Origin of the sequence: Anatilimnocola aquadivae, from assembly GCF_049819085.1 — a bacterium.
Lineage (GTDB): Bacteria > Planctomycetota > Planctomycetia > Pirellulales > Pirellulaceae > Anatilimnocola.
Window position 1 is genome coordinate 52,333 of record NZ_CP187419.1, and the last position, 24,464, is coordinate 76,796.

General features: G+C 59.5%; 8 protein-coding genes. 1 reads left to right on the forward strand and 7 read right to left on the reverse strand.

Going from position 1 to position 24,464, the window contains the following annotated elements; all coding sequences use genetic code 11:
- Nucleotides 1–15 precede the first annotated feature (15 nt).
- Entirely contained in the window at nt 16–753 is a 738-nt protein-coding gene (locus tag NA78x_RS00235; protein ID WP_425616401.1) for an SDR family oxidoreductase, read from the reverse strand.
- Nucleotides 754–1,193: 440 nt separating this feature from the next.
- On the opposite strand from NA78x_RS00235, the gene NA78x_RS00240 reads away from it, so the two are divergent.
- Nucleotides 1,194–14,876 (forward strand): beta strand repeat-containing protein, encoded by a 13,683-nt coding sequence (locus NA78x_RS00240; RefSeq protein WP_425616402.1) that lies wholly within the window; start codon nt 1,194–1,196, stop codon nt 14,874–14,876.
- 82 nt (nt 14,877–14,958) lie between these two features.
- Here NA78x_RS00240 and NA78x_RS00245 read toward each other — a convergent pair whose 3' ends face one another.
- The 6 genes from NA78x_RS00245 to NA78x_RS00270 all read right to left on the reverse strand — a co-directional run bounded on the left by NA78x_RS00245 (nt 14,959) and on the right by NA78x_RS00270 (nt 24,357).
- Nucleotides 14,959–15,114 carry a DUF3309 family protein gene (locus NA78x_RS00245; protein WP_425616403.1) on the reverse strand — a complete coding sequence of 52 codons (156 nt, stop codon included), beginning with the start codon at nt 15,112–15,114 and terminating at the stop codon, nt 14,959–14,961.
- Between the two features lie 437 nt (nt 15,115–15,551).
- A complete protein-coding gene (locus NA78x_RS00250) occupies nt 15,552–15,746 on the reverse strand; it encodes a hypothetical protein (protein ID WP_425616404.1) in 195 nt (64 codons plus the stop codon).
- Nucleotides 15,747–16,012: 266 nt separating this feature from the next.
- Nucleotides 16,013–17,194: a hypothetical protein gene (locus NA78x_RS00255; RefSeq protein ID WP_425616405.1), complete on the reverse strand. Its 1,182-nt coding sequence runs from the start codon at nt 17,192–17,194 to the stop codon at nt 16,013–16,015.
- Between the two features lie 56 nt (nt 17,195–17,250).
- Nucleotides 17,251–21,252, reverse strand: a complete 4,002-nt coding sequence (locus NA78x_RS00260; RefSeq protein ID WP_425616406.1) for a secretin N-terminal domain-containing protein — start codon at nt 21,250–21,252, stop codon at nt 17,251–17,253.
- 247 nt (nt 21,253–21,499) lie between these two features.
- Entirely contained in the window at nt 21,500–22,852 is a 1,353-nt protein-coding gene (locus NA78x_RS00265; protein WP_425616407.1) for a hypothetical protein, read from the reverse strand.
- Nucleotides 22,849–24,357 (reverse strand): hypothetical protein, encoded by a 1,509-nt coding sequence (locus NA78x_RS00270; protein ID WP_425616408.1) that lies wholly within the window; start codon nt 24,355–24,357, stop codon nt 22,849–22,851. The genes NA78x_RS00265 and NA78x_RS00270 overlap by 4 nt, the downstream gene beginning before the upstream one ends.
- Nucleotides 24,358–24,464 lie beyond the last annotated feature (107 nt).

The following is a 24,464-nucleotide window of genomic DNA, read 5'->3' on the forward strand; positions in this document are numbered from 1 at the left end:
TTGCCAGCGGGCAAGTTAGATGTAATCCGCCACGGTCGGCTTGATAATCAACTCTGGCACGTGCGCTCGCGGCGGCAACATGGCCAGGGCTACGACAATCGGCCCGAAGTCTTCGGGCAGCAGCATCTTGGCGCGACGTTCGGCCGAGACGGCTTGCGGGCGATGTTCCAAAATCGGCGTATCGACTTCGCCCGGGAAAATGGTCGTAATGCGGATGTTGTCGGCCTTCACTTCGTTCCCCACACCGGTGCCGAGGGCCGCGACGGCGAACTTCGAGGCGTTGTAGGCGATGCCACCGAGCGGCGCGGCGCGCTTGCCCGAGATTGACGAGACGTTGATGATCAGCCCGTCTTTCCGGTCACGCATGGGCGGCAACGCAGCGTGCAGGCAGTTGTAAACGCCGGTCGAGTTGATGTTCATCACCTCGTCCCACTGCTCAGGGGTCATTTCGGTCATCGAGCGGGTTTTGATATTCACCCCGGCCGCGTTGACCAGAATATCGATCTGCCCCAGTTCTTTGTGGGCCCAAGCGAACAAACGATTCACACTGGCTCGGTCGGCCACATCGCAATCGTGGGCGAGCATCGCAGGCTGCCCCTTCCACGAGGCGGCCGCTGCTTGCACCACGTTCAATCGCCGACCGGCAATGGCGACGCGCACGCCCTCTTCGGCCAGGGCCAAGGCAATGCCCCAGCCAATGCCGGTGCCGCCGCCCGTTACCAATGCCGTCTTGCCCGCCAATCGCTGTGCCATGAGAACTCGCCCTGGTTACCTGTTTGCTTGGTGAATGGCCGTCAATCTTAAGGAGGCAAGCCGCCAGTGGGAATTGCCGGAGTGCATTTCAATTCCGCGTTCCGCCGGCCGAGCGTAAACCTGGCTTAACATCGCGCACAGACAAGCCACCTAAGCGGAGGGGTTATTCGTGGCTCAAGTGCGCCCCGGGTATGTCACATTTTCGCAATGCCGTGCAATCGACTAGCAATTTGCTTGACCCTCGTTATAGTCAATCCAACGGGTATTTCTTGCGCAGTCGGCGTAACTTGGGCGGCATAGCCAAACGGAACAGGTTTGAGCGAAGAGCGCTTCAAGAGAACGATCTCGACCGAATAACGAGATTCAGCTTTGCCAGTTTTTGCCCGCTTATTATCCCCTCAGGTCCCGCCTTCGTCTGCTGAATAAATCTGGAGTTTCTTATGGACGGTCGCCTCTCCCGCGTCCCCGCCCCCGGTCTCAACTCGTCGCGCCGCCGTGAGCAACGCCGTCTCCGCGACCTGAAACTCCGTCGCAAGTTCCTCTTCGAATCGCTCGAAGACCGCAGCCTGATGGCCACCTGGACCGGCCTCGGTGCCGCCGGTGTCTGGGCCGACGACATGAACTGGGGTGGTACCGCTGGCGCAACTCCAGACACCGCCGGCGAAACGGCAGTCTTTGATGGTGCGGTCGCAGGCTCGTCCATCACGATTGCCAGCGCGATCAGCATCGACAGCCTGACCTTCTCGGGCGCTGCCACGGGCTTTGCCATCAACAGCGGCGTCTCGAACACCTTCGGCGCGATCAACCACGCCGCGACGGGTTCGAACGCCATCAACTCCGTGATCGGCGGCGCAAGCTCCGTCGCCGTCAACGACGGCACATTCACCCTCGGCAGCGCGCTCAATACCTACACAGGCACGACGGCGATTAACAAGGGCGTGCTGAGTGCCGCCGACCTGTCGGTCACGGGTGGCGCGAGCAGCCTCGGCAATTCAGCCAGCGCGATCACGTTGGGCAATGCCACCAACGTCGGCACGTTGCTCTACACCGGTGCGACCGACACGATGTCGCGCGGCATCACCCTCGGTGCGCCTGCAGCGAACGCGACGGGCAATACGCTGAACCTTACGAATGCCTCCGCCGATCTGACGATTTCCGGCGCGATCACTGGCGGTCCGGGCAATGCCGCGGCCAATACCGTGCTCACCATTAACGGCGCCGGCCGCACGATTCTTACGTCTGGGTCCAATACTTTCACGGGCAACATCGTCGTCGATGCGAGCCGCCTGAGCATTAACAACGAACAGCGACTCGGGGGCACCGCGGTTGGTGAAAACAAAACGGTCACCGTCCAGAACAATGCCACGCTGTTCATCACGGGCAACACCAATCCCGGCAACAACGCCACGGCGAACGATAAGCGCCTCGTGGTAGGTGCCGGCGGTGGCAATGTTGATGTCTCCAGCGGCGTCACCTATCAATTGGACGATGCCAGCCAAATTTCGGGCAGTGGCACGCTGACAAAGCTTGGTTTGGGAACTCTGTTCCTGGGCAACGCCTATGCGAATACCGGTGGCATTAACCTCAATGCAGGCACTCTGCGCCTTAATGCCAGCAGCACCGTGACCGCTGGTGCCATTGTCTCGGGACCAGTCGGTACCGGGACACTGACCATCAACGGTGGTACGCTACAAGCCAATGATGGCAACGTGCGTACGATTCACAATACGACCGTGATCAACGCCGATTTCACGATGGGCGCGACGGGCATCGCAGGCATCACCATCGACCCACAAACGGTCACCTTGCCGGCCGTTGGCTCCATCACGGTAAACGGTGCGCGGACGATCAACGCTCCTGCGGGCACCCAGCGACTCAATGGCACGATCATCGGCACGGGTGGTGCAAGCATCACCAAGACTGGTGCTGGTGACTTGGTATTCGCTAACAACACGGCCGTGGCCAGCACCATGGGCAACGTGACGGTTAGCGCCGGCCGTTTGTTCTTGGAAGGTACTTCAGCCGCATTTCAGCAGAACAGTTCGGGCGCCGGCACTTACACTGTGAACAGCGGGGCTACGCTCGACTACAACGCGAATATCACCTTCACGCCGACCAACCCAATCGTCCTCAACAGTGGCGCGAACATTGTTAATCGCCAAGGCACGCTCACTCTACCCGCGGCTACGACCACTCTGCCGACCGCCGGTACGCTGATTGTCAACCAGGACAATCCGGCCGCCACGATCAACCTCGATAGCCCCATTGCGCTCACCGGCGATCTCACGATTCAAACCGGCGGCGGCGGTAGCAACGGCGGTACGCCCAACTTTAACGGCATCATTTCCGGCGGCTTTAATATCATCAAGACCGGCGTGGGCATGGCCCGTCTGTCGGCGGCCAATACCTACACCGGCACTTCGCAGGTAACCGCAGGCGCGCTCGTCTTCACCAATCCCAATGCTCTGCCGGGCGGGATTGCGAACTTCAATCCTAGCAAGATCACCGTCGAAAGCGGCGCTGCGCTTGGTCTGACCGTAGGCAACGGCGCGACGCAGTTTTCCAATTCACTGATCGACACTGTGCTGCTGCAGATGGGCCCCAGTACTGCGACGACCGGCATGAAGCCCGGTTCGTTCCTGGGTCTGGATACGACTGCCAACAGCTTTAACCTTTTTACTTCCATCGCCAATCTCAGCGGCGGCAATAGCATTGGCCTGAGCAAACTCGGCGGCAACACCCTGGTTCTTGAAGGAAACAATAGCTACTCCGGCAGCACCACGATCAACGCCGGGACGGTACAGGTGGGCAATAACGGCACGACGGGTAACTTGGGCACGGGTCCCGTAAACTTCCCGTTTGCAGGAGCGATTCAATTCAATCGCAGCAACGACATCGTCGTTCCCAACTTGATTAGTGGCGGAACGATCGGTTCTTTGACTCAAGCAGGCGCTGGCAACCTCACCTTCAGCGGAGCCAACAATCACAGTTTCAGTACGGTCAATGTAAACAGCCTCACGACAATTGATTTTGGTGGCGGCAATACGACGATTGGCGCTACCGGCGGCAATGGTGTTGCCTCGACTACGGGCGGCGTCATCAATGCGACGGGCGGAACGGTGACGTTCTTCGGGTCTTCGAATCTGGCTGACAATGCCTCGAACACTGGAACGATTCTCGTCATCAACGCCAAGATTACTGGCACCAATGCCGCTCAGCATGGCTTTGAAGGGTGTTGCGCGACTGGTACCGTCATGCTGACGAACCCCGGCAACGACTTTCCCGGAACCAGCGTGCTGATCAATAACGGCACGAGTATCAGCGTTTCGAACATCGGCAACCAGTTGTCGACGACCAGCAACCTGGGCAAGGGAACGACCATCGCCTGGAACACGGTCAACGGCTCACTCATCTACACGGGGACTGGCGAGACCAGCAATCGTATTTTGAGTTTTGCCGGTACCAACACCATCGCCAATCAAGGGACAGGCGCTCTGGTATTCTCGTCGCCATTAACGGCCTCGGGAACCGGAGCCAAGACACTCATTCTGACAGGCTCGACCTCGGGAACTGGCGAACTGCAAGGAGTCATACCGAACAACACCGTTGCTACCAACGTCACCAAGAGTGGCACCGGCACCTGGATCCTCTCGGGTGCGAATACCTACACCGGCGCGACCACGGTAAACGGAGGCTTGCTGTTGCTCAATGGTGCGGCCGCAGCGGCCAGTGCCATCACTGTTAACTCCACCGGCACGCTGGGCGGTAGTGGCTCGACGGCTGGCGCAATCACGGTTGCCTCGGGCGGCACACTAAACCCCGGTGGCGCTGCGGGCGCAACGGGAAAGCTCTCGTCAACCGCAGCCGTTACCTTTGCTGCTGGCTCGACCTATGCCTTCCAACTGGGCGCTGATACGACACCCGGAACAACCTACGATCAGCTGACGTCGACGGGCAACATTACACTCACCGGCGCTTCGCTGACTGGCAGCCTGCTGGGCACCTTTGTCTCGGGCACTTCGAATTATGACATCATCACCACGACTGGCGCTGGGGTCATTTCGGGGACATTCGCGGGTCTGAATCACAACGACTTTGTCTACATCGGCGGCCAAAAGTTCCAGATTCAGTACACGCCAACCTCGGTACGCCTGGTCGATCAAAACGTCAGCGTGTCGACCTCGACCGTGTATGTGAACAACAACTGGGCCAACACCACGCTGGAAGCGGATGCTGACGGCGGCGGTGTGCTGAGCGCGCAATACGGCGTGACTGCCTTTGCCGACATTCAATCGGCCATCAATGCGCTACCAGTCGCTGGTGGTACGGTAGTCATTCAAGGAAATGCCACGGCCTACTCGGCACCCATCAACGTCCATCGCCCCGGCATCAACTTCCAGTTTGCCGTGGACACGGTCCCTGCGAATGCAGCCGAGACCAGCGTCCTCATCAGCGGTCCTATCACGCTGACCAATGCTCCCACCTTCAGCAATGCGACGGGCCTGCTGACCAACGCGGCTGGCGTGACCTTTAGCGGCACGATCAACGGAGGTGTCGATCTCGACTTCTCCGGCATGACGACCCCCATCACGCTCACTGGCATTGTCGGTGGTATCGGCGCGCTGAACTCACTCACGAGCGCCTCGAACACCACGATTGGCGCAGCGATCACCACGACCGGCAATCAAACCTTCAATGCTCCCGTGACCGTCAGCGCTGCCGCAACGCTCACTGCCGCATCACTGAATGCCGGCGCGATCACGCTCAACAACAACCTCACGACCAACGTCACTGCCGCGTCGGCGATCGCCGGCAATGTGACCGGCGGGGCCTTCGGCATCATCAAAACAGGCGGCGGCGCACTGACTCTCAGCGGCACAAACACTTACACCGGCACCACCGCCATCAACGGCGGTACGCTCAAGCTGGGAAGCTCGACAGCGTTACCAAACGCACCGCTGACCATGGCCGGCACGGGTATTCTGGACTTGAACGGCTTCAACGCGACGGTTAGCAACGTAGCGTCCAGCCTCACAACCAACACCATCATTGATAACAGTGCCGGTGCTGGAACGTCGACGTTCACCGTTACCGCCCAGGCGAATACGATTAATTCGATCATTCGCGACGGGGCCACACGCACCGTCGCATTCGCTTATGCAAATAATCTGCCGTCAACATTGCTCTTCCCGCTTACAGCGGGGAACACCTTCTCCGGCGGATTAACGCTTTTGCATAACGCGGTCGGCGGCACTCGGCTGTGGGTGAATGGTCTCGTATCGACAATTGGTACTGCTGGAGCAATTGTCAGCAGTCCGTTTGGGCGGGGGCCGATCATCATTGGTCAGGCAGCTACTGACCGTGCTGGTATCTACATCGGTGGTGTTCCCAATCTCACCATTCACAATGAGATCATCTTTAACACGGCTGCCGGAAATGACTTCAAGGGCATTCGCGTCGATAGTCTCGGCAATGTCCTAACCGGCAAGATCACCGCCAACCTTGCCAATGCAATTATCTCGACCGGTGCCACAGGTGCCATTCGCATGGATGGCCAGGTCACCGGTGCGAACGGCTTTGTTATCGACAACGCCGGTACGGCCATCGCAGTCACCCTGAATAACCTCTCCCTTGTCAATCCCAACAACTATCTCGGTACAACGACGATCACTGGTAGCAAGGGAACGCTGAACCTCGCCGCCGCGAATCAGATTCCGGAAGGTGCCGGCTTCGGCAATGTTATCAACGAAGGCCGCTTGAACCTCAATGGCTTTAACGAAGCAATCAACGGCCTGACCGCCGTAGCCACCACCGCCATCGTCGATGGCATGAGTGGCACGCCGATCTTCACCGTGGGCAACAATAATGCTTCCACAACCTATGCTGGTGTCATTCGCAACACCGCCGGTACGTTGGCTCTGGTGAAAGAAGGAACTGGCACGCTGACCGTTTCCAACGCCAGCACTTACTCCGGTTCGACCACCCTCAACAATGGCGGACTCACGCTCAACACCGGCGCGAACCTGGCCAACACCTCGGGCATTACCGTCGGCAGCACGGGCAACACGGCAAACCTGAATGTTGCTTCCACAGGAACGGTTAATCTCGGCACCGGTAACGTCACGCTCGGCTTCGGCGGCGGCACGGGCAATTACAGCCAAACCGGCGCTGGCAGCACGGTCAACATTGCTGGCGGCGTCATCGACGCGGGAACAACGACCTATATCGTCACCAGCGGTACGAACAATGTCGCAAGCGGATTCGCGACAGATACCGTGAATGTTGCAGTTGCTGCTGGTTCTGTCACCGCTGCTTTGAATGTTAATGGCGGCGCTGTGACTATCGGCGCGGGAACGGGCGATCTGGACATTGGTCGCAGCGGAACGGGAATTGGTATTGGTACGCTGAACCTCGCGAATGCTACTTCGGCCAACATTAACGTCACGAATCTTCGGTTGGGAACTTATTCGGGCGCCGGCACTGCGGGCACCGTCGGCACGCTGTTGCTGCCTACATCCGCAGCAAGCGTTAATACCATTACCGCGTCGGCAATCCTGCTCGGTGACTCCTCTGGTACAGGCAACACGGCCGTAACCAGCACGCTGAACCTTGGCGCTGGCAACACGACGATCAACGCTGATACCGTCGCCATCGGCCAACAAAAATCGAATGCGGCAATGCAATTCAGCGGACCGGGCGGAACCCTTTTGCTGCGTGGCACTGCTGGTGGTTCCACCCTCTCTAGCTTGGCGATTGGCAATAACAGCGCCGCTGGTACGGGCACAGTCACGACAAGCACGGTTAACCTGGCTGGCGGCACATTCAATGCTCAGTTGAGCAGCCTTATTGTCGGTGCTCATGCGAGTGGCGCTGGATCCGGCAGCGGTACGCTGACGATGGATGCAGGCACCGTTGCCGCCACAAGCCTTGGGTTGGGCAATGGGGCGAACAGTGGAACGGTTGGAACGCTGAACTTGAACGGCGGTGCGATGACGGTCGCTGGTACCGTTTCCAACACAGCGGGCACCGCAAATCTTAATCAGAACGGTGGCACGCTCCGGTTCATCACCTTGGACAAGGGCACCGGCGCATTCACCTACACCTTCAACGCCGGCACCATTCAGAATGTCGTCGGTAGCAACGCGACCAACGTCGACGTCAATGTGAACGTCAACGGCGCGGGAGCACATTCCTTCAACTCAGACGCTGGCCGCAACCTCATTTTCCAATCGGCTGCTTTGGTCACGGGCACGGGTAACTATGCAAAGGACGGTTTTGGCGCTCTCACCCTTGGCGGTGTGAACACCAACACGGGTGCAGTGGCCGTCAATGCAGGCAAGCTGGTCGTTGATGGCTCGACGGATATCGCTAGCGCCATCACGGTCAACACCAACGGCACGCTCGGTGGTACGGGAACGATCAACGGCACGGTCACCACGGCCAGTACGGGCGTGGTTGATGCTGGTGCACAAGGTGCCTTGGCCGGTACGTTGCTGCTGAACAACAGTCTGATTCTGGTAGGCGGATCGACGTTCGCTGCTCAGTTGGGCGGAGCGACGCCTGGCGACGGCGCGACCTTCTACGACCAGGTGACTGCGGCGGGCGCGGTTGATCTCGGTAGTGCGGGAATCAGCCTGTCGTTGATCGGTGCCTTCGTACCGACGTTGAACGTCAGCTCATTCACCATCATCAACAAGACCAGCCCGGGCCAAGTGACCGGCACCTTCCAGTTGGCTGGTGATCCGCTGTACGAAGGCGAAGTCTTTGCCAGCGGCGGCACGAACTATCAAATCACGTATCAAGGCGGTGACGGCAACGACGTGGTCGTCCGCGCGGTCGATCTCACCACTCCGGCCCTGCAAGGAACTCCCGGCTCCGACATCTTCCTCGTGCGAGCCAACGGCGCGAACACCGAAGTGTTGCTCGGCGGAAATCTCATCTACTCGGGTGCACCGACCTCGCTGAGCATCGATGGACTTGCCGGCAACGATACCTTCAATGTCAGCTTCGCGACGGGCAACCCCGTCCCCGCTGGTGGCCTGAATGTGGTGGGCGGCACACCGACAACCGGTCCTGGCGACGTAATCAACGTCTCGGGTAATGTCGGCGGTACTCCGTTCACTAGCCTGGAATACGATGTCACCGGCGTGGGCGCTGGCACGCTTACTTTCGCTGGTCCTGCAGCGGTGATCAACTTCAGCGGTCTCGAACCAGCGGTGATCACTTCGCTGGCTGGCACAGTGACCATTGATATCGACAACGTCGCTCTCGATGGCTTCGCCGGTCCGATTACGACCACCATCACCGATGCTGGTGGCGGCATGATGCTCGCCGACTTCGATGTCGGCGCGGAAGATCTCACCTTCGTCACCCCAACGGTCGCCTTGAACATCATCGGCGACAACGATGGCAACGACACCGTCATTGTCTCGACCGTCCCCGCTGGCTTTGCCGCGGCCCTGTCGATCAATGGCCAAGGTGGCACCGATGTCATCACCAACAACGCCACCCTCACCTTGGGCTCTGGCACTTCCACGGGCGTAGTCGCCCTCACCGCCGAAACGATCAATCTCAACGGTTCGATCAACACCACGGCAGTAGCAACCGGTTCGATTTCGCTCACCGGCACCACGGTCAACTTGGGCAACAACCTGAGCACCGATAGTGCGGCGATCACTTTCGCAGCCACCAACGTCATCCTGACGAACTCCGTCACGCTCGATACCGAAGCTGGCAACAACAGCACCGGCGGCAACGTCACCTTCGGCACTTCGGCTCTCTCGGCCAACGCCCTTGGTCGCGACCTGGCCATCAACACTTCGTCGACCGGTGCTGCTCTCAGCGGTGGTGCGGTTCAACTGGGTGTTGCTGGCAACGCGGGCACGCAACATGTCAATGACCTGACCATTACAACGACTGCAGGCGCGGGCGGAACGGCTGGCACGACAACCATCGGCGGCAACATCACGTTGAACGAAAATGGAAACGATGGTGCAGCTTTCACCATCGCCGGCAACGGTGATGTAGCGATTGGCGGTGCTGCGAACGGAACAATTTCGATCATCACCGATAGTGGAGCCAATGGTAATAACAGTGGTGCCGGCAACAGCGCGAACAGCATCGCGTGGGGATCTGCGAATGTTTGGGCGGTGAACACCGGTGTGACACTCGTGCTAAACGCCAATAGTGCAACTGCCGCTGGCGGAGCCGTGGGCAACATGGTCCTCGGCGTGGTTGATAACAACTCGGGCGCGAACAACTATCTACGTGTTCTCACTTTTACGGGCAGCACAGCAGCAGTTGGCGCATCAACCGCGACCTTTAATGGCAATGTGAGCGTTGACGGTGGAAACGTCACCTTCACGAACACCGTCGCACAGCTGGCAACCAACGTCACGATTGATACTGCTCAAGGTGCCACAGGAACTGCTGGCAGTGTTACCTTTAGTAACTCCTTCAATTCGGCAGCTGGCGGTCCATTCGATCTCACCGTTGATACTTCGGCTCCTACGACCGGCGGCAACATCACCATTCCGGGCGTCAACAGCTCGGGCCTGAACGACGTTTTGTTGGTAACTACCGGTGGAACAACCACGGGGTCGACGGTCTTCAACGGTGGCAACGGTACGGGCAACTTCCAGAACTTCCTGCTCGACAATAATGGTGCCGATCTTCCCAGCCTGACGATTGTCGGCATCTTGAATGTCAACTCGACGGCAACTAATGGCCTGCTCATCGATACCGAGCAAGGCAACAATGCCGCTGGCGGATTCGTCGACTTGTCTGGTGTTGTCCGGATGATTGCTGGCGCAGCTGGCAGAGACCTGACCATCAATACCTCAACCGGCTTGGCCGCAGGGGCCGGTGGCAATGTGATTTTGCCGCTCACGACCAACACGGGTGGTCAATACCTGAATGACTTGTCGATTGTTACAACTCCCGGAGCTGGCGGTGTTGCTGGTACTGTGACGTTGGGTGGCAATATCGCGCTGGATGCGAACGTGGCCGATGGCGCATCGCTGGCCATTACTGGTGGCGGAAGTATTCTCCTGGCGACCGACATTGTGATCGATGTCGAGCAAGGAGACACCGCTGGCGTCGGTGCCAGTACGGTCAGCTTCGGCACTTCGGCCGTATCGTCAACCGGTGCCATTCGCGACCTGACGATCAATACTTCGAACATCGGAACGGGCTCTGTCGGTGGCGATGTTACCCTTGCTGTGGTGAACGCAGCCGGTGGCTTTGGGATTAACGATTTGACGATCAACGCCTCCGCACCCGCCGGCGGCACGTTCGGCAATGTGGCCCTCAACGGTGCGATTAACCTGGTGACCAATGTCGCAGATGTCGGCGACCTGTCGATCACTGGTGGCTCAATCACGCAAGCCGCTGCCGCAGCGACGACAATTACCGGCAATGTTGCCTTCAACGCGCAGCAGGCAGTCACGCTGAACAATCTGCTGAGCACCACTGGTTCGGGTGCGACGGGCATTGTCTCGATCCTCGCCAACCAAGACGGCGTTGGAGCCGAGAGCCTGCTGATGAATGCCGGTTCGTCGATCTCCACGCTCAACGACACTGCTACCGCGGTGACGATCACGGTGAACACCGCGACCGGCACAGGCAATGCCACCTTGCGTGGCATCAGCGCGGGCACGACCGCTGGAGTCGCAGGTGGCCGAATCACGGTCAACGCGAACGCGGGAGCCATTATCGATGGCGACAATCTCGCTCCCCTCACCGCCGGCAATCTCGTACTGCAAGCTGGCGCGGGCATTGGCTCGGGCGACGCGATCGAAACCGTCGTTTCAAACCTTGAAGCCGTCACCGGCAGTGGTGGCGTGTCCATCGCAAACACAGGCAACCTGACCCTCGGCGGCCTGACCGCCGTGGTAGGTGTGAGTGCAGCAACTGGCAATGTCGGGGTTAGCACTACTGGCAGTCTGATCGTCAGCGAAAATGTCACAGCCTCAAGCGGCAACGTGACCCTTAGTACGATTGACGACAACGATGCACCGACGCTGGATGATGATCTGACGATCAATGCTGGCGTGACGGTGCAGTCGACGACGGCGAATGTGTTCTTGAATGCGGGTGACGATGCAAGCATTAACGGCAACGTGAGTGCGGCGCTGCAAGTAGTGATTGGTGTGGATGTCGGTGATGCGGAACTGCCGGCAGGTACCGATGCCACGACGGGTGGCACGCTCACGATTGCGAATGCCGCGGTGATTACGACGCCGCTGGCACCGGCGGGTGGCACGTATCTGAACGGCAATGACGACTACGATACGTTTAATCTCGCGCCGCAAGGGACGACGGAGTTCTTCATCAACGGCAACTTGCCGACGGGAACGTCGCCGGGTGATACGTTGAATTTGGACATCAGCGCGGCGGTGAATCCGCTGCTAACGCTTGGTGGTATCGGCGCGGGGATGTGGACGTTTGACGCGCCGCTGCGACAGGTGGCGTACGTGAGCATCGAGGATGTGAACGCGAATGCTCCGTATCACCTGGCACTCGATGCGAACAACACGCCGTTCGGCAACACGAACGTCGACGATCATCTGACGCTGTCGCGCAGCGGAGCGGACTTCGTGCTGTCGCGGACCGGTGATGCGATCGCGCCCGATGACAACGACGTGGGCATCGTGTTTCAGGGCGATTTCGCGACGATTCTGTCGTTCACGTACCTCGGCAGCAACGATCGCGACTTCCTCACCATCAATGATGTCGGCGGGCTCGTGAACTTCAGCGGACTCGCACCGGGAGCGGGCGACAACACGAACCTTGCCGGCCAGGCCGAGTTCTTCTTCGACGGCGGCGGCAACGACGATACGCTCATCTTCGCCCTCACGGGACCGAGCGCGTCGCAAACGTATGCCTTCGGTACGAACAGTGGCAGCATGCCGAGCTACACGGGCGAAGTGCTGAGCACGAGCAATGCGGTCGATCTGCAAACGTACTTTGCAAATGTCGAACTCGTGCAGCGCACCGGCGCGGGCGCGACTCCGGGCGCGCTCACCGTGCTCGGTAGCGACGTGGCCGATGCGCTGAGCATCGCCGCGAATCTCGCCGACACCCGCGTGAGCATGGGCGTTGGTTACACGCCGTTCGACTTCAGCGGTGACAATTTTACGACGCTCAATGTGAATGCTCTCGCGGGTGCTGATTCGCTGAACCTTCTCAGTCTCGGCAGTGGCCAGAACAACGATCCGACGATCAACTTGCACGGCCAAGGCCTGTTCGCCGATGACGGCGCGGTCGATACGCTGCGAGTGCAGAGCACCAGCGGTAACACGGGCGTGGTGGCACTGCGTGGCGGTCTCGGCGGCGACTTGTTCCAACTGTTCGATGCGGCTCCCACGGTTGACTTCATCGCCGGTCCGGTGATTGTCGATGGCAGTGGCGGTGATATGACGTTCGCCGTCGATCGCCTGGAGATCAACGACAGCGGAGACCTCACGGGTGACACTGTCGCGCTCAATGCATTGAACGGAACCGATCCGGACTACGTCCTCACCGGTCTCAACGCCAGCGGCGTGACGTTCCGCAATATCGACAACCTCGATTACACCGGCACGAGCGACGCGGACAATATCAACTCGCAGTTCACACCGACGACAACTCCGCACGATCTCGATGCGGTGATTCTGCGCGGTAGCGGCGGCAACGATCAGTTCCGCGTGTTCACCTCCGATCAAATCGGTGGCACCTCGCCGCTGCCAAGTGGCACGCCCAGCGGAGTCACTTCGGTCTCGCTGTTCGGCGATGCCGGCCTCGATACGTTCGGCGAAACACCGGCGGGACTCGTCGGCACCGGCGCGATGAACGTTGGCCTTGTGGTCTCGCCGACGACGCAACTCATTCGTCCGAGCACGACCACCGCGATCACGATCAACGGCGGCATTCCCACGAATCCACTCCCCGCTCCGGTCGGCGACATCATTGGCGACACACTCAATCTCGATATCACTTCCATCCCGAATACCGCGCCCGTGGTTGTGGCCGCTGGTTCATCGGGCGTGCTCAATAGCGCGGGTCAGCCGGTCGCGTGGAGCGAAATCGAAGACCTGAATCTCGTCGATCAAGGCAAGCTCACCAACGTGCAAATTGGCGACTTGTTCGCCCGCACGACCAGTGCGAATGACTTGATTCAGTTCAGCCGCAACAACACGGTGGCACAGCCTCACCGCGTGCGGCTGCGGATCAACAGCACGTTCGGCGACTACAACGTGAGCAACAAGACGATCGTCTACGCCGGTGACGGGGCGGACTATGTCACGCAAGCCAACCTCACGGTCTCGGCGGAGTTCTACGGCGAAGGTGGCAACGATCTGCTCTATGGTGCGACCAACAACGACTGGCTCGTCGGCGGTCTCGATAACGACAGCGTGAACGGCGGCAACGGCGACAATGTGTTGTGGGGCGATAACGCTCCGGCATCGACCGACGTGGTCCCACCGCAGGATTCGCCCGTGGGTGGCAACGACACACTGAGTGGCGGCACCGGCAACGACGTGATCTATGGCGGCGGCGGTAACGATCGGCTCGGCGGCTTCGACAGCAACGACTATCTGCACGGCGGCTTCGGCGATGACATCGCCGACGGCGGCAACGGCGACGATCGTGTGTATGGCGGTGCGGGCAACGATCAGCTGGCCGGTTATCTCGGCAACGACTTGCTGATTGGCGAAGCGGGCAACGACATTCTCAACGGCGGCAGCGGCAACGATGTGCTGATCGGCGGCACCGGCGAAGACAACATGAGCGGCGAGTTCGGCAACGACCTGCTCATCACGGGCAGCGTCGCCAACGAACACAGCACGTGGACTTCGGTCGCCAGTGTTGGACCGTTCAGCGCGGCCACGTATTCGAATGCCACAGATAACGACGCCGCGCTCCTCGCGCTCCTCAACATCTGGGGCACTTCAAACCTTCGCACCGGCCTGGCCACCATCACGCACGACGGTGTCGACGACGATGTCTACGGTAAGCTCGGCGACGACGACTTCTGTTGGGAAGCCGCCGACGTCGCCGACCAAGGCCCCACCGCCCTCTCGCCCCCCGACTTCCAAGTCCCCGGCAACGGCACCGACGAACGCTTCGGACCTACGATGTAAGGGCGGAAGTTCTGAGTTCTGAGACACCGGTTTTGAGACAAGAGGCTCAGAACCGGTTTCAATTCCAGGCGGCCAAGTCCTGTTAAATAACTCGCAACAGCACCAGGATGAGCACGATCACCAGCACGAGCCCCAAACCACCGCTGGGTCCGTATCCCCAGCTGCGACTGTGCGGCCAAGCAGGAAAGGAACCGAGCAAAAGCATAATAAGTAGAATTAGCAGGATCAGACTGAGCATGGCAGCGCCTCAAAATCGGTGGTGTCGTTCAGCGAAGCAAAATGCTCGCGTCGACTTAACAAGAGCACGTTCCATGCCATGGCTGATAACACGCTCCAAATTGATAACTCGAGCGGATTGCTTTGCCACCGAAGCAACCGATCCATCGCAGAATCTCTGGGAATCATCGACCCTTTTCCCGCCAGCCGGCGTTAAAGTCTTGTCAGGCCGCAAAACAAGCAAGATAATGGGTGGAAATCGGAAGAGTTGCTCAGGTGGCGACTTCCGGCTACACCTGCGCTGCCGATGACTGACGATGGCCCCTGGTGCGAGCACTGCCGGCTCGACCGCCGAACGCTGACGGAGATTCTCATGCAAGTCCGAATTCGCTGGTCGCAAATCGTCTTCGCAGGCTGTTCTGCTGCCGCCCTGTTGCTGGCCCAAGCTACGGCGTCCGCTCAGTACAGCAGTGGTACAACCGGCACTAGCGCCTTTGGCAGCCGCACACTCGGTGGCAGCACCAGCAGCAATCGAACGGGACGTTCTACCGGAGCGTCGAATAGCCCGCTCGGCAACACGAGCGCGTCGGGCATTGGCAGCGGTGCGGGAACAGCCACAGGTGCCGCCACGGTCGGCGGCGGTGAACGGTTCATTCGCGGCAATCGCAATGGTGCGTTTGTTGGCGCAGATTCGGGCGAGGCTTCGAATTCGTACAGCGCCCAAGCAGGTGGCGCTGGCGGCATGGCCGGTGGGATGGGTGGCCTCGGCGGCGGCATGGGCAATCAAATGATGATGCAGGCCTTCCGCCAGTCGCAGCAGCAGAACCGCAATCAGAACCAAACTCAGCAGAAGGGCAAAACGACCCTGCGTACGGCCTTCTCGGTCGGCTTCGATGTTGCCCCGACCACAACGACGGTAGTTAGTACCCGCCTGCAGTCCCGGTTTGCCAACCTGCCGGCGCTGAAGGGGCGGGGGAATATTGAGACGGTGATGGAGGGAGATACCCTGGTGCTGCGTGGCCAGGTGGCGACTGCTGCTGACCGGAAGCTGGTGGAAGATTTGCTTTCACTGGAGCCGGAAGTGAGCCTGGTGCGTAACGAGTTGGTGATTGGCCAATCGTCGAATGAGAGTGCGACGCCTGGGACCGCTGAACGGTCGGCCCCCAAGATCGTGAGTCGCCCGTTGGAACGTTAAACGGCGAGGCTGCCTGGGCCTGCAAGTTTCCCAGCGTGGGCGTCGTACCTGGGATTGGCGCGGGAATCATGCTGGTCGATGCTCCAGCTGCTGGCGACGATACGGGCGTATGATTCGTGCCGGGTTGAGCCCCTTCTTGTCGGCGCTCCTGCCCCAACCGCTCCGCGATTCCTCGCGTCAGCTGAATCGACGTGGTGCGAATGTTCTCTTGCGGCGGTGGCTGCGTGGCGTGAGTGTAGAAACTTTGCTCGGCCAATTCGCCGTTCACACGGGGCTGTGTCAGACCGTTGTCAGTCGGCGATTGAAAGCTGGCCGGGGCCACGCGGTGGTCGATGATGATCGGCTGAACTTGCGATTGTTGGGTCTGGGAAGTCGCTGTTTGCGAAGTAGTGCCAGGCAGCACGTTGCGCGACTGTTCCCCCAGGATCACTTGGCCGCTGCTGGCCGTGAACACCGGCAACAGGCTGATTTCGAGTTGTTGACCGCCGACAGCATCCCACGGAATCCACACGCTGTACGACGCGCCAAGTTCTGCCGGGCTGAAGTGCTTACTCAGCTGTTCGCTCGTGAAGACGAACTTGCGATCGGGCTTGCGGCCATCGACTCGCTGGGTCGAATCGTTGTAGGCATAAACGACCAATTGCCCCTCGACGGGAATCGGTTCGTCCTTGTGATTGTAAAAATAGAGTCGCCCGCCGAAGCCGCGCGTGTTGGACTTGCCCGGGCTGTTGTACATGGCGGGCGACCACAGCGCTACCATGCGCGATGGTGTCTGAAACTGCGACTTCATTTCCTTCGTATCCGGATTCCAAAGCTTGCTGACCGACCAATCCTTGCTGAAGGTTTGGCAACCCGTGGTGGCCAGCAACAGAACGAGAAGCGGCAAGCTGCGAAGGGTGAAGTTCATGGTACTCATCCGTGAGTCGACTGCGGTGGACTGCAAAACCAGGGTGACTAGCTTGCTCAGCGAGCCAGCGGTGTGTAGTTCGGGTTCGGACCTTGCGGTGCATAGCCAGCCGGCGCTACCTGCCCATGCTGATTGGCCGGAGCCTGTTGATAGGGCGGCTGTTGGTACTGCGGTTGTTGTTGGTAAGGTCCCTGCTGGAACGGCGCGGGTTGAGCATACTGCGCCGGTTGAAGCTGGGCCTGTTGTTGTGTGTGCTGGAACTGGGCCTGCTGTTGGGCTTGTTGCCATTGAGCCTGTTGAACCGGTGGTCCTTGCTGCGGACCGTAGGGACCTGGTTGTGGTGGCTGCGCACCCGGTGGCAACGCAGCCTGTTGCCCCGCTGGCAGGAACTGCGGCGGGCCTTGCGGCACTGGCGGCACTGGCGGCAGAGCTTGCAGCGGGACGAGCGGTTGCAAGTTCGCGTAGGTGCCGGCCGGCTGATGCAACGGTTGGGCTCCGAACTGCTGTGAAACCTGTGGCGGCGAACCTCGAGCCGGGGTTGGCTCCTGGGAGTTTCGGCGGCTCGAAACATCTGGCGTCGCGGTAGGCGTCGGCAATTGGAATGGTTGCACTTCGCCGGGCGGAATCGAACCTGGACTTACGTTCGGCAGCGGCTGCAAATTCCCCGGTGAACCCGGAGCACGATCGAAGTTGAACGGCTGGGTTCCACCTTGTGGCGGCAGGTTCTCCGGCGCGATTAAGCCTTCGGGAGCGGGAGTTTCGTCCGGGAAGATGACCGGCGTGCTGATGCCGCTATCGGCGGATGAAGTGAAGTGTTGGGCCTGACCATGCACGTTTGCTACGTCGGCCAAGCACCAGTGCATCCGCTCCGATTCCCGCATGTTAAGCCAGGCGACGTGTTCGTCGGTCCGCATCACATAGGGAGTCATGATAATCAGCAGTTCGGTTCGCTGAACGTCGACCGAGTCGAAGCGGAACAAGCGACCAAGCACCGGGATATCGCCCAGGTAAGGAACCCGGCGAGTCGTTTCGCTTTGATTCTTCGTGATCAGACCACCCAGGATCACCGTTTGGCCGCTGCGGGCACTCACGGTAGTTTGAGCACGTGTGACGTTGATGATGGGCTGGCGAATCGCGGTGCCGTCGGCACTCACCGAGATGGCGATGCCCTCCGCCTCTGGACCAAGGTCCGACTTCACGGCATCGATTTCCATCACAATCATGCCGTCGGGGCTGGTTCGCGGCGTTACACCGAGAATCACACCGACGTCCTGAAAGGTCGTCTGGTTCTGAATACCGAACTGCGTCTGGTTCGAACTGGTGATGTACGGCACCTGTTGACCAACCTGCACGTAGGCGGGTTGATTGTCGAGTGTTTGCACCTGCGGACGGCTGAGGACTTGCATCCGCTGTGATTGTTGCAAGGCACGGATCAGCACGTTCACCGATTCATTACCGGCCGACAGCACCAAGCCGCCGAAACCGGCCGTCGCGTTCGTACGACCGACGGACAGGTTCGAGAGAGCCTGGCCGGCCACGTTTTCGCGAGTTGCCAGCGAGGCTGGGGTATTGTCGTTGCCTAGAGTCGTTTGATTGAAAGGAAAGCCGACGCGGCCCAAACCGGCAGCACCTACGCCCGCGAGACCTCGATCGAACAGCAGAGAGTCTTGCAGACCAAGCTCGACGCCAAACTCGTTGAGATCGTTGAGGCTCACTTCCGCGAGCAGCACCTGGATGATAACCATGTTCGGCCGGCGATCGAGTTCTTCGACCACGCGACGAATCTCGTCGAAGTATCGCGGAGTCGCCGACACGATCAGGCTATTACTCACCTGCTCGGGCACCACGATCACTTCACGTTCGAGCGTTTGCGGGGCACTGTTGAGGTTCGGAGCAATCTGCTGCAACTGTTGCTGCTGCTGACGCAACGTGGTGAGCGAGTTCGCTACTTCCAACGCTGGAGCATTTCGCAAGCGATACACCGTGGTGATGCGCTCGCGAATATTGCCTTCGTCGAGTCGCACCAGCACCTTGTAAACGACGTTCAAGTCTCCAGTCGAACCCGAGGCGACGATGCTGTTCGTACGCACGTCGACCGAGAACCGCAGTGGCACCAAGGCGCTATCGCCACCACCGGTCGCCGATTGCAGCAAAGCTTGCAAACCCTGATTGCCACCACCACCAGCCGTGGTGGTTTGGCCGAACAATTGACGCAAGAGCTCTGCAAGCTGAGTAGCATCGCCGTTGACGATGGTGAATACCTTGATCTGGGCTTCGGTCGCCGGCAGTTCATCCAGTTGACGAATAAGGGCTTCGATCAGAGCCATGTTCTGCGGCGGACCCGTGACGATGATCGAGTTACCGCGCGGGTCGCTCGTCAACTTCATATCCGCAAGAATCCCGCTCTGGATCATTCCCTTGCCATCGACCTGTAACAGCTGCAAGCTGCCGGAGGGACGACCGCCCGAACCTCCCGATTGTTGCGTGTTCGCTCCTTGCTGGGCACCAGGTTGCGGCGTTTGGGTGCCGGTCGTGCCGCCATCGCCGCTGATGGCCGCTTCGAGCACGGGCACCAGTTCATCGGCAAGGGAGTTGCGCAGTTTGAAGATCCGCACTTCATCGGTCACGCCCGACTTCTCGGCATCGAGCGAATCGACTAGCTTGGCTACTTCTTCCAGATCGCGGGGCGCGGCCTGCACAATCAGGCTGTTCGTACGAGCATCGGAAACGATATTCACTCGTGGGCTCAGACCGCCCACTTGCGCACCACCGCCGCCTTGTGCAGTGGTGGGAGTGAAGAAGGATTCAATGGTTGTTTCGGCAGTCGCAGCAGGAATGCGTTTGAGCGGGAAGACCCGCAGCTGGGTATCCGGCGCGACGGGCTTGTCGAGCTGTTCAATCAACTCCTTGAGCGCCGGCAGGTTTTCCTTGCGGCCGATCAAGAGCAATGCATTTGGCTTGATGAGCGGCACAATGGTCACTCGGCCACCGCGAGCACTGAAGACCTGGTCGTAGATTTGCGTGATCACGTCGTTGAGCGCTCGCCCATCGACATGCCGCAGGTGGAATATTTCGACCTCAGGCTTGGTCTGCAAGCTTTGCGTTTCGATCTGCTCGATCAAACGCATGACTTTTTCGACGTCCGATTTGCGACCGGTAAGAATCATCACATCGAGACCTTCGATGTAATCGATCCGCACGTTGCCAATGCGTCCGAAGTCGCCCAGGCCACCTTCCGGCAGGCCGTCGCCAGCTGGAGCTTCTCCCGGTGCTGCTGGAGCAGCAGGCGCGGGGCCCGGTTCTTGGCCAGGCTGAAACAGCAGCGAGACGAACTCGCCGATGTGTTGATGCTGGCCGGAGGCGGGGCTCGTGGGCCGAGTTGCCGATTGCATCCAATTGAGGAGCTTATGGACAGAGGCCGGTTCCGCCCGATCGAAGGCGACCAGCTGCGATGTTTCTCCCGCGCGAGCTGCCGGGCGATCGAGCGAAATCGTCAGCTTGCGCAGGGCTGGGGCGACGAGCTTCGACGCTTCGAGTTGAACCGTGCCATCATTCCGCGCGATCGAGACCTTGGCTTCTTCGCCAGTCGCCAGCTTCAGACGATAGCGGGCCAGGCTGCTGTTGGTGCCGGCAGTATCGGGCACAAAGCCCACGCGGCGAAGCTGACCTTCGAAGTCTTTCCACGAGACGTTCTTTAGCGTGTGCGAGTTGAGATCGGCCGCCGGCGCAGCAGCTTTTCCGCTCAAGCGATCGGCAATGGACTGATGCACATCGGCTGGACCAACAACGAGCAACTGATTGGCCCGGGTGTCGACGACGATGCGCACTTCGGCGCGAGCAGCCAGCGAGTTCTTGATGTCTGCCGCTACCGTTTGCAAATCGGCTGCCGCGACGGGATAGGCTTTGATCGTCGTGACGGCATCGCCTTGGGCCCAGGCCGATTGGCCCGCAGCGGAGATCGCAGCAGCAGAACAGAGCCACGCAAATGCCTGCCGACGCCAGAACGTCGGCAACAGCCAGCGGCGCGAGTCAAGTGCCGTAGAGTGTGAAGCAGCCATGGGGGGAGCACTTCCGTGTGGTTTCGCAATCCGAACCAAATGCGCGCATTCTGCCGGAACAGTCTGCGTACACGGAATAATCGGCAAATCTTACCAGGGCCGTGAACCTATGTTGCCGAAAATGAGAATCTTGGTCACCCTCATCAAACCCTTGCTGGACAATACGTTAACGAACTAATCAGCGGTCTGGTGATAGTCGTGCCAGCACGCTTTAGGCCGTTTCTCAGCGGCTCGGTAGTTTCCCAGCTTACTCAGCTTGCGAAGGCTCGAGCAGTTTGGGTTCGCCTGCTGGCGCTGGTGTTGCTTCGCTAGCGTCGAGTTTGTTTTGCGGTGCTGAATCATCTTCGGAAACTGGGGCCGAAAGCTCGCTCGAAGTGCTGACCGCGGTCACCGCAGCCTGCTCGAGGATTTCTCCCTTTGCGACTCGCAGCATCTTTCCCTTGGTCTTTTTGTTGGCCGATTCGTAGACGAATTCATCGTCGAGAATCTGGCGGACAGTTCCGCGAATTGAACCTATCTCAAAGGGTTCATCCTTGTGCAACTTCAGCAATTGAGCCGTGGGTCGAACGTACAGCCAAATCTCCCCTTCGGCACCAACGGAGATGACAGCACTCAGGACCGTGTGCTTAGCATGGTCAAAGGCAAGTTTGGGTTCAGCGTCGGGATCGACCGGCGGTGGCGGATCGGGCTTCTTCTCGGGCAGGGGATCAGTGACGGTCACAATCAACTTTTCGGTCTTGGGGCGAGGCGGGAAATTGTCATCTCGCACTGCGATTTCAAATTCGTATTCGCCGGCTTTGCGCGGCGTGAAGGAGAACTTGCCATCGGCATTGAGCTTGGCGTCTTTGATGGGCGATTTCACCAATTCGAAGAGAACCTTATCGAGCGGATCCGGATCGCTAGCTTTCGCTGACAGTTCGAACGAGCGATTGGTGGTACCACGTTGACGACCGAGGCCGCTGACCTGCGGCAGCTTGTTCGGCGGAGCAAAGATGTTCCGCCCGACGATCGAATTCTGATACTCCAGCAAGGTTGGCAACTTCAGCCGTTTGGCAGGCGTCTCATTTAGCTTGGTTGTGGGAGCCGCGCTGTACAGCGAGAGCGCGTCGAGCGTAAGTTGCAGGTCCAGCTCCTTCGAGTCTTTTACCGGCTTCAAGCTGACGCGCGAGACACGGTGGAGCATATCGACGCTGTATAAGTCGTGCAGCAATTTCACTATTTGCTCGTAGCGCCCTTTGCCATTGACGGTGAAGGTTTGCTGAACGAAGTTCTTCTCCTGCGGACGTTGACCGTTGGGGCTGACGAGCTGATCTCGCAGACCGGCATCCTGCAACTTGTTGAGCAGCCAACTCTGATAGAGCGAGCGAGCCAAAGCGGTATCGGGTGGCAACGAACGGGCTTCGTACTCGTTGAGTTTCTTGGTGGCTTTGGTGATGGTACGAATCTGCGCCGTCTGATCGGCAACTTCTTTGCTCAGCGCGCTTATGTTATCGCGCCGATATTTCACCATCCCTGCATAAAAACCCCAGCCCATCCAAACGGCAATCACGGCGGCACAAGCGCCAACCACAATGGCCAAGAGACGTTCGCGTTCACTCATTTCGCACCTCCTGCACTGCCGGTGCGAACGGGCCGACGGATATTGGCGCCCTTAGGAACCGGGGGGCCATCGGGCCCATGCACGACTACCTCTTCGCGATAACGCCAGGGAAGAGGGCCACCTTTGGGATCTTCCTTGCTGCCGCTGCCATTCACGGTGCGGTCTTTGTCACGCAGGGCAGCTTCCATCTCGCTGATGGTTTCTGGTTCGGCAGCGACGCCTTGCACCACGAGATTGCCGCCCCCTGTGTTCGCCTTCGAAAGCGCCAGCAAATCTTCGACACGAGCTTGTTCCGCCGTCGGAAATCGCTGCGACAATCGCTCGAGTTCATCGAGCCAGTTCACATCGGCGGCAGCAAACTTATCAAGCTCGGCCGCTCGCTTCAGTGCGGGGCTGCCCTGCTCGATCAGTTTCTTTTGATCACGCTTCTGCTTGTTGAGTTTTGAGATCTGAGAATCCATTGACGCCAGATTCCACCAACCCAGCATGCACAGCAGCAAAAACCCGGCAGCTAAAACACCACCAGCAATTTGGTAGATACGGTTGTGATTGACCGCTGGTGGCCGCTTGCGTGGATTAAGAAAGTCAATCGTATGCGCACGGCCAGCGGCTTCATCAGCAAGTAGGCCGAGCAGCGGAGCGAACGCGCCTGGAACCGAGGGACGGGCACGTTGCAGGGACTCGGCTACTTCGACGGCCGAGAAGGGGTCGACGACCTTCACGTCCATCTGCAGTTCGGTCTTCCAGGACGCTTGCATCTCCAGGAACTTGCGCTCGTCGCCGAACACAATGATCTCTTCCACGCGACGACCACCGAGTTGATTCTGGGCGGCGACAATGGTGCGGCGAACTTCCCCCAGCAGTGCTCGGCTGCGAACCTCCGGAGGAGCTTCGCTGCTGGGCAAGCGAACGGTACGTGGATAGACGACGTTCGGGCCGATTAGCACTGCCAGGTCGGCATCTTCGCCCAGCATGTCAACCGTTAAACGGCAGCGTTCATCCTGGGTCGAGGCCCGCAGCAAAGAAGCAGCTGCAAAGGGACGCAGAACGAGGTGCGAAGCGGTGAGGCCGGCGGCCACACACACGCCGCGAATCTGGGCAACGATTTCGGGCGAGACGGCGGTGGCGAGAACACTTGCGCCGCCATCAGCGGTGTTGCCGAGGGGCGAATAATCGAGCGGCCAATCATCGCCGAGCGTGGTGAACTGCCGCATCGCTTGAAAGCGAACCAGGTCGGGCAATTCATCAACGGGAGCCGGCGGGGTATTGAGAAAACGAAGTTCGAGATTGGCGCGGCCGACGGCAATCAGGGCATCACCCTTGGGGATGCCGCGTTGTTGCAGTTCTTTGCCGAGCAGGGTGCCGATTTCTGTCGGCGTGATGGGCTGTTCGCGTGTGAGGAAAGGAATCGCGAATGCTTCATCAATGATGGCGCTCTTTCCCTTCTGCCGCGCCAGCGCGACACGAAACTCTTTGGCATCCCATTCGAAAGCGACCAAACGCATGATGTGAACTCGCTCCGCGCGGGCGGAGTTTTCCAGTCAAGATTGTCAACGATTCACGAACCACACTGCTCGGCGGGTCAGCAGCGGCACTTCAACAGTTTTTGGCA

Bases quoted from the DNA above. Each gene is read 5' to 3' on its own strand.
- NA78x_RS00235 (WP_425616401.1), bottom strand. From the start codon at position 753: ATGGCACAGCGATTGGCGGGCAAGACGGCATTGGTAACGGGCGGCGGC.
- NA78x_RS00240 (WP_425616402.1), top strand. From the start codon at position 1,194: ATGGACGGTCGCCTCTCCCGCGTCCCCGCCCCCGGTCTCAACTCGTCG.
- NA78x_RS00245 (WP_425616403.1), bottom strand. From the start codon at position 15,114: ATGCTCAGTCTGATCCTGCTAATTCTACTTATTATGCTTTTGCTCGGT.
- NA78x_RS00250 (WP_425616404.1), bottom strand. From the start codon at position 15,746: ATGAACCGTTCACCGCCGCCGACCGTGGCGGCACCTGTGGCTGTTCCC.
- NA78x_RS00255 (WP_425616405.1), bottom strand. From the start codon at position 17,194: ATGAACTTCACCCTTCGCAGCTTGCCGCTTCTCGTTCTGTTGCTGGCC.
- NA78x_RS00260 (WP_425616406.1), bottom strand. From the start codon at position 21,252: ATGGCTGCTTCACACTCTACGGCACTTGACTCGCGCCGCTGGCTGTTG.
- NA78x_RS00265 (WP_425616407.1), bottom strand. From the start codon at position 22,852: ATGAGTGAACGCGAACGTCTCTTGGCCATTGTGGTTGGCGCTTGTGCC.
- NA78x_RS00270 (WP_425616408.1), bottom strand. From the start codon at position 24,357: ATGCGTTTGGTCGCTTTCGAATGGGATGCCAAAGAGTTTCGTGTCGCG.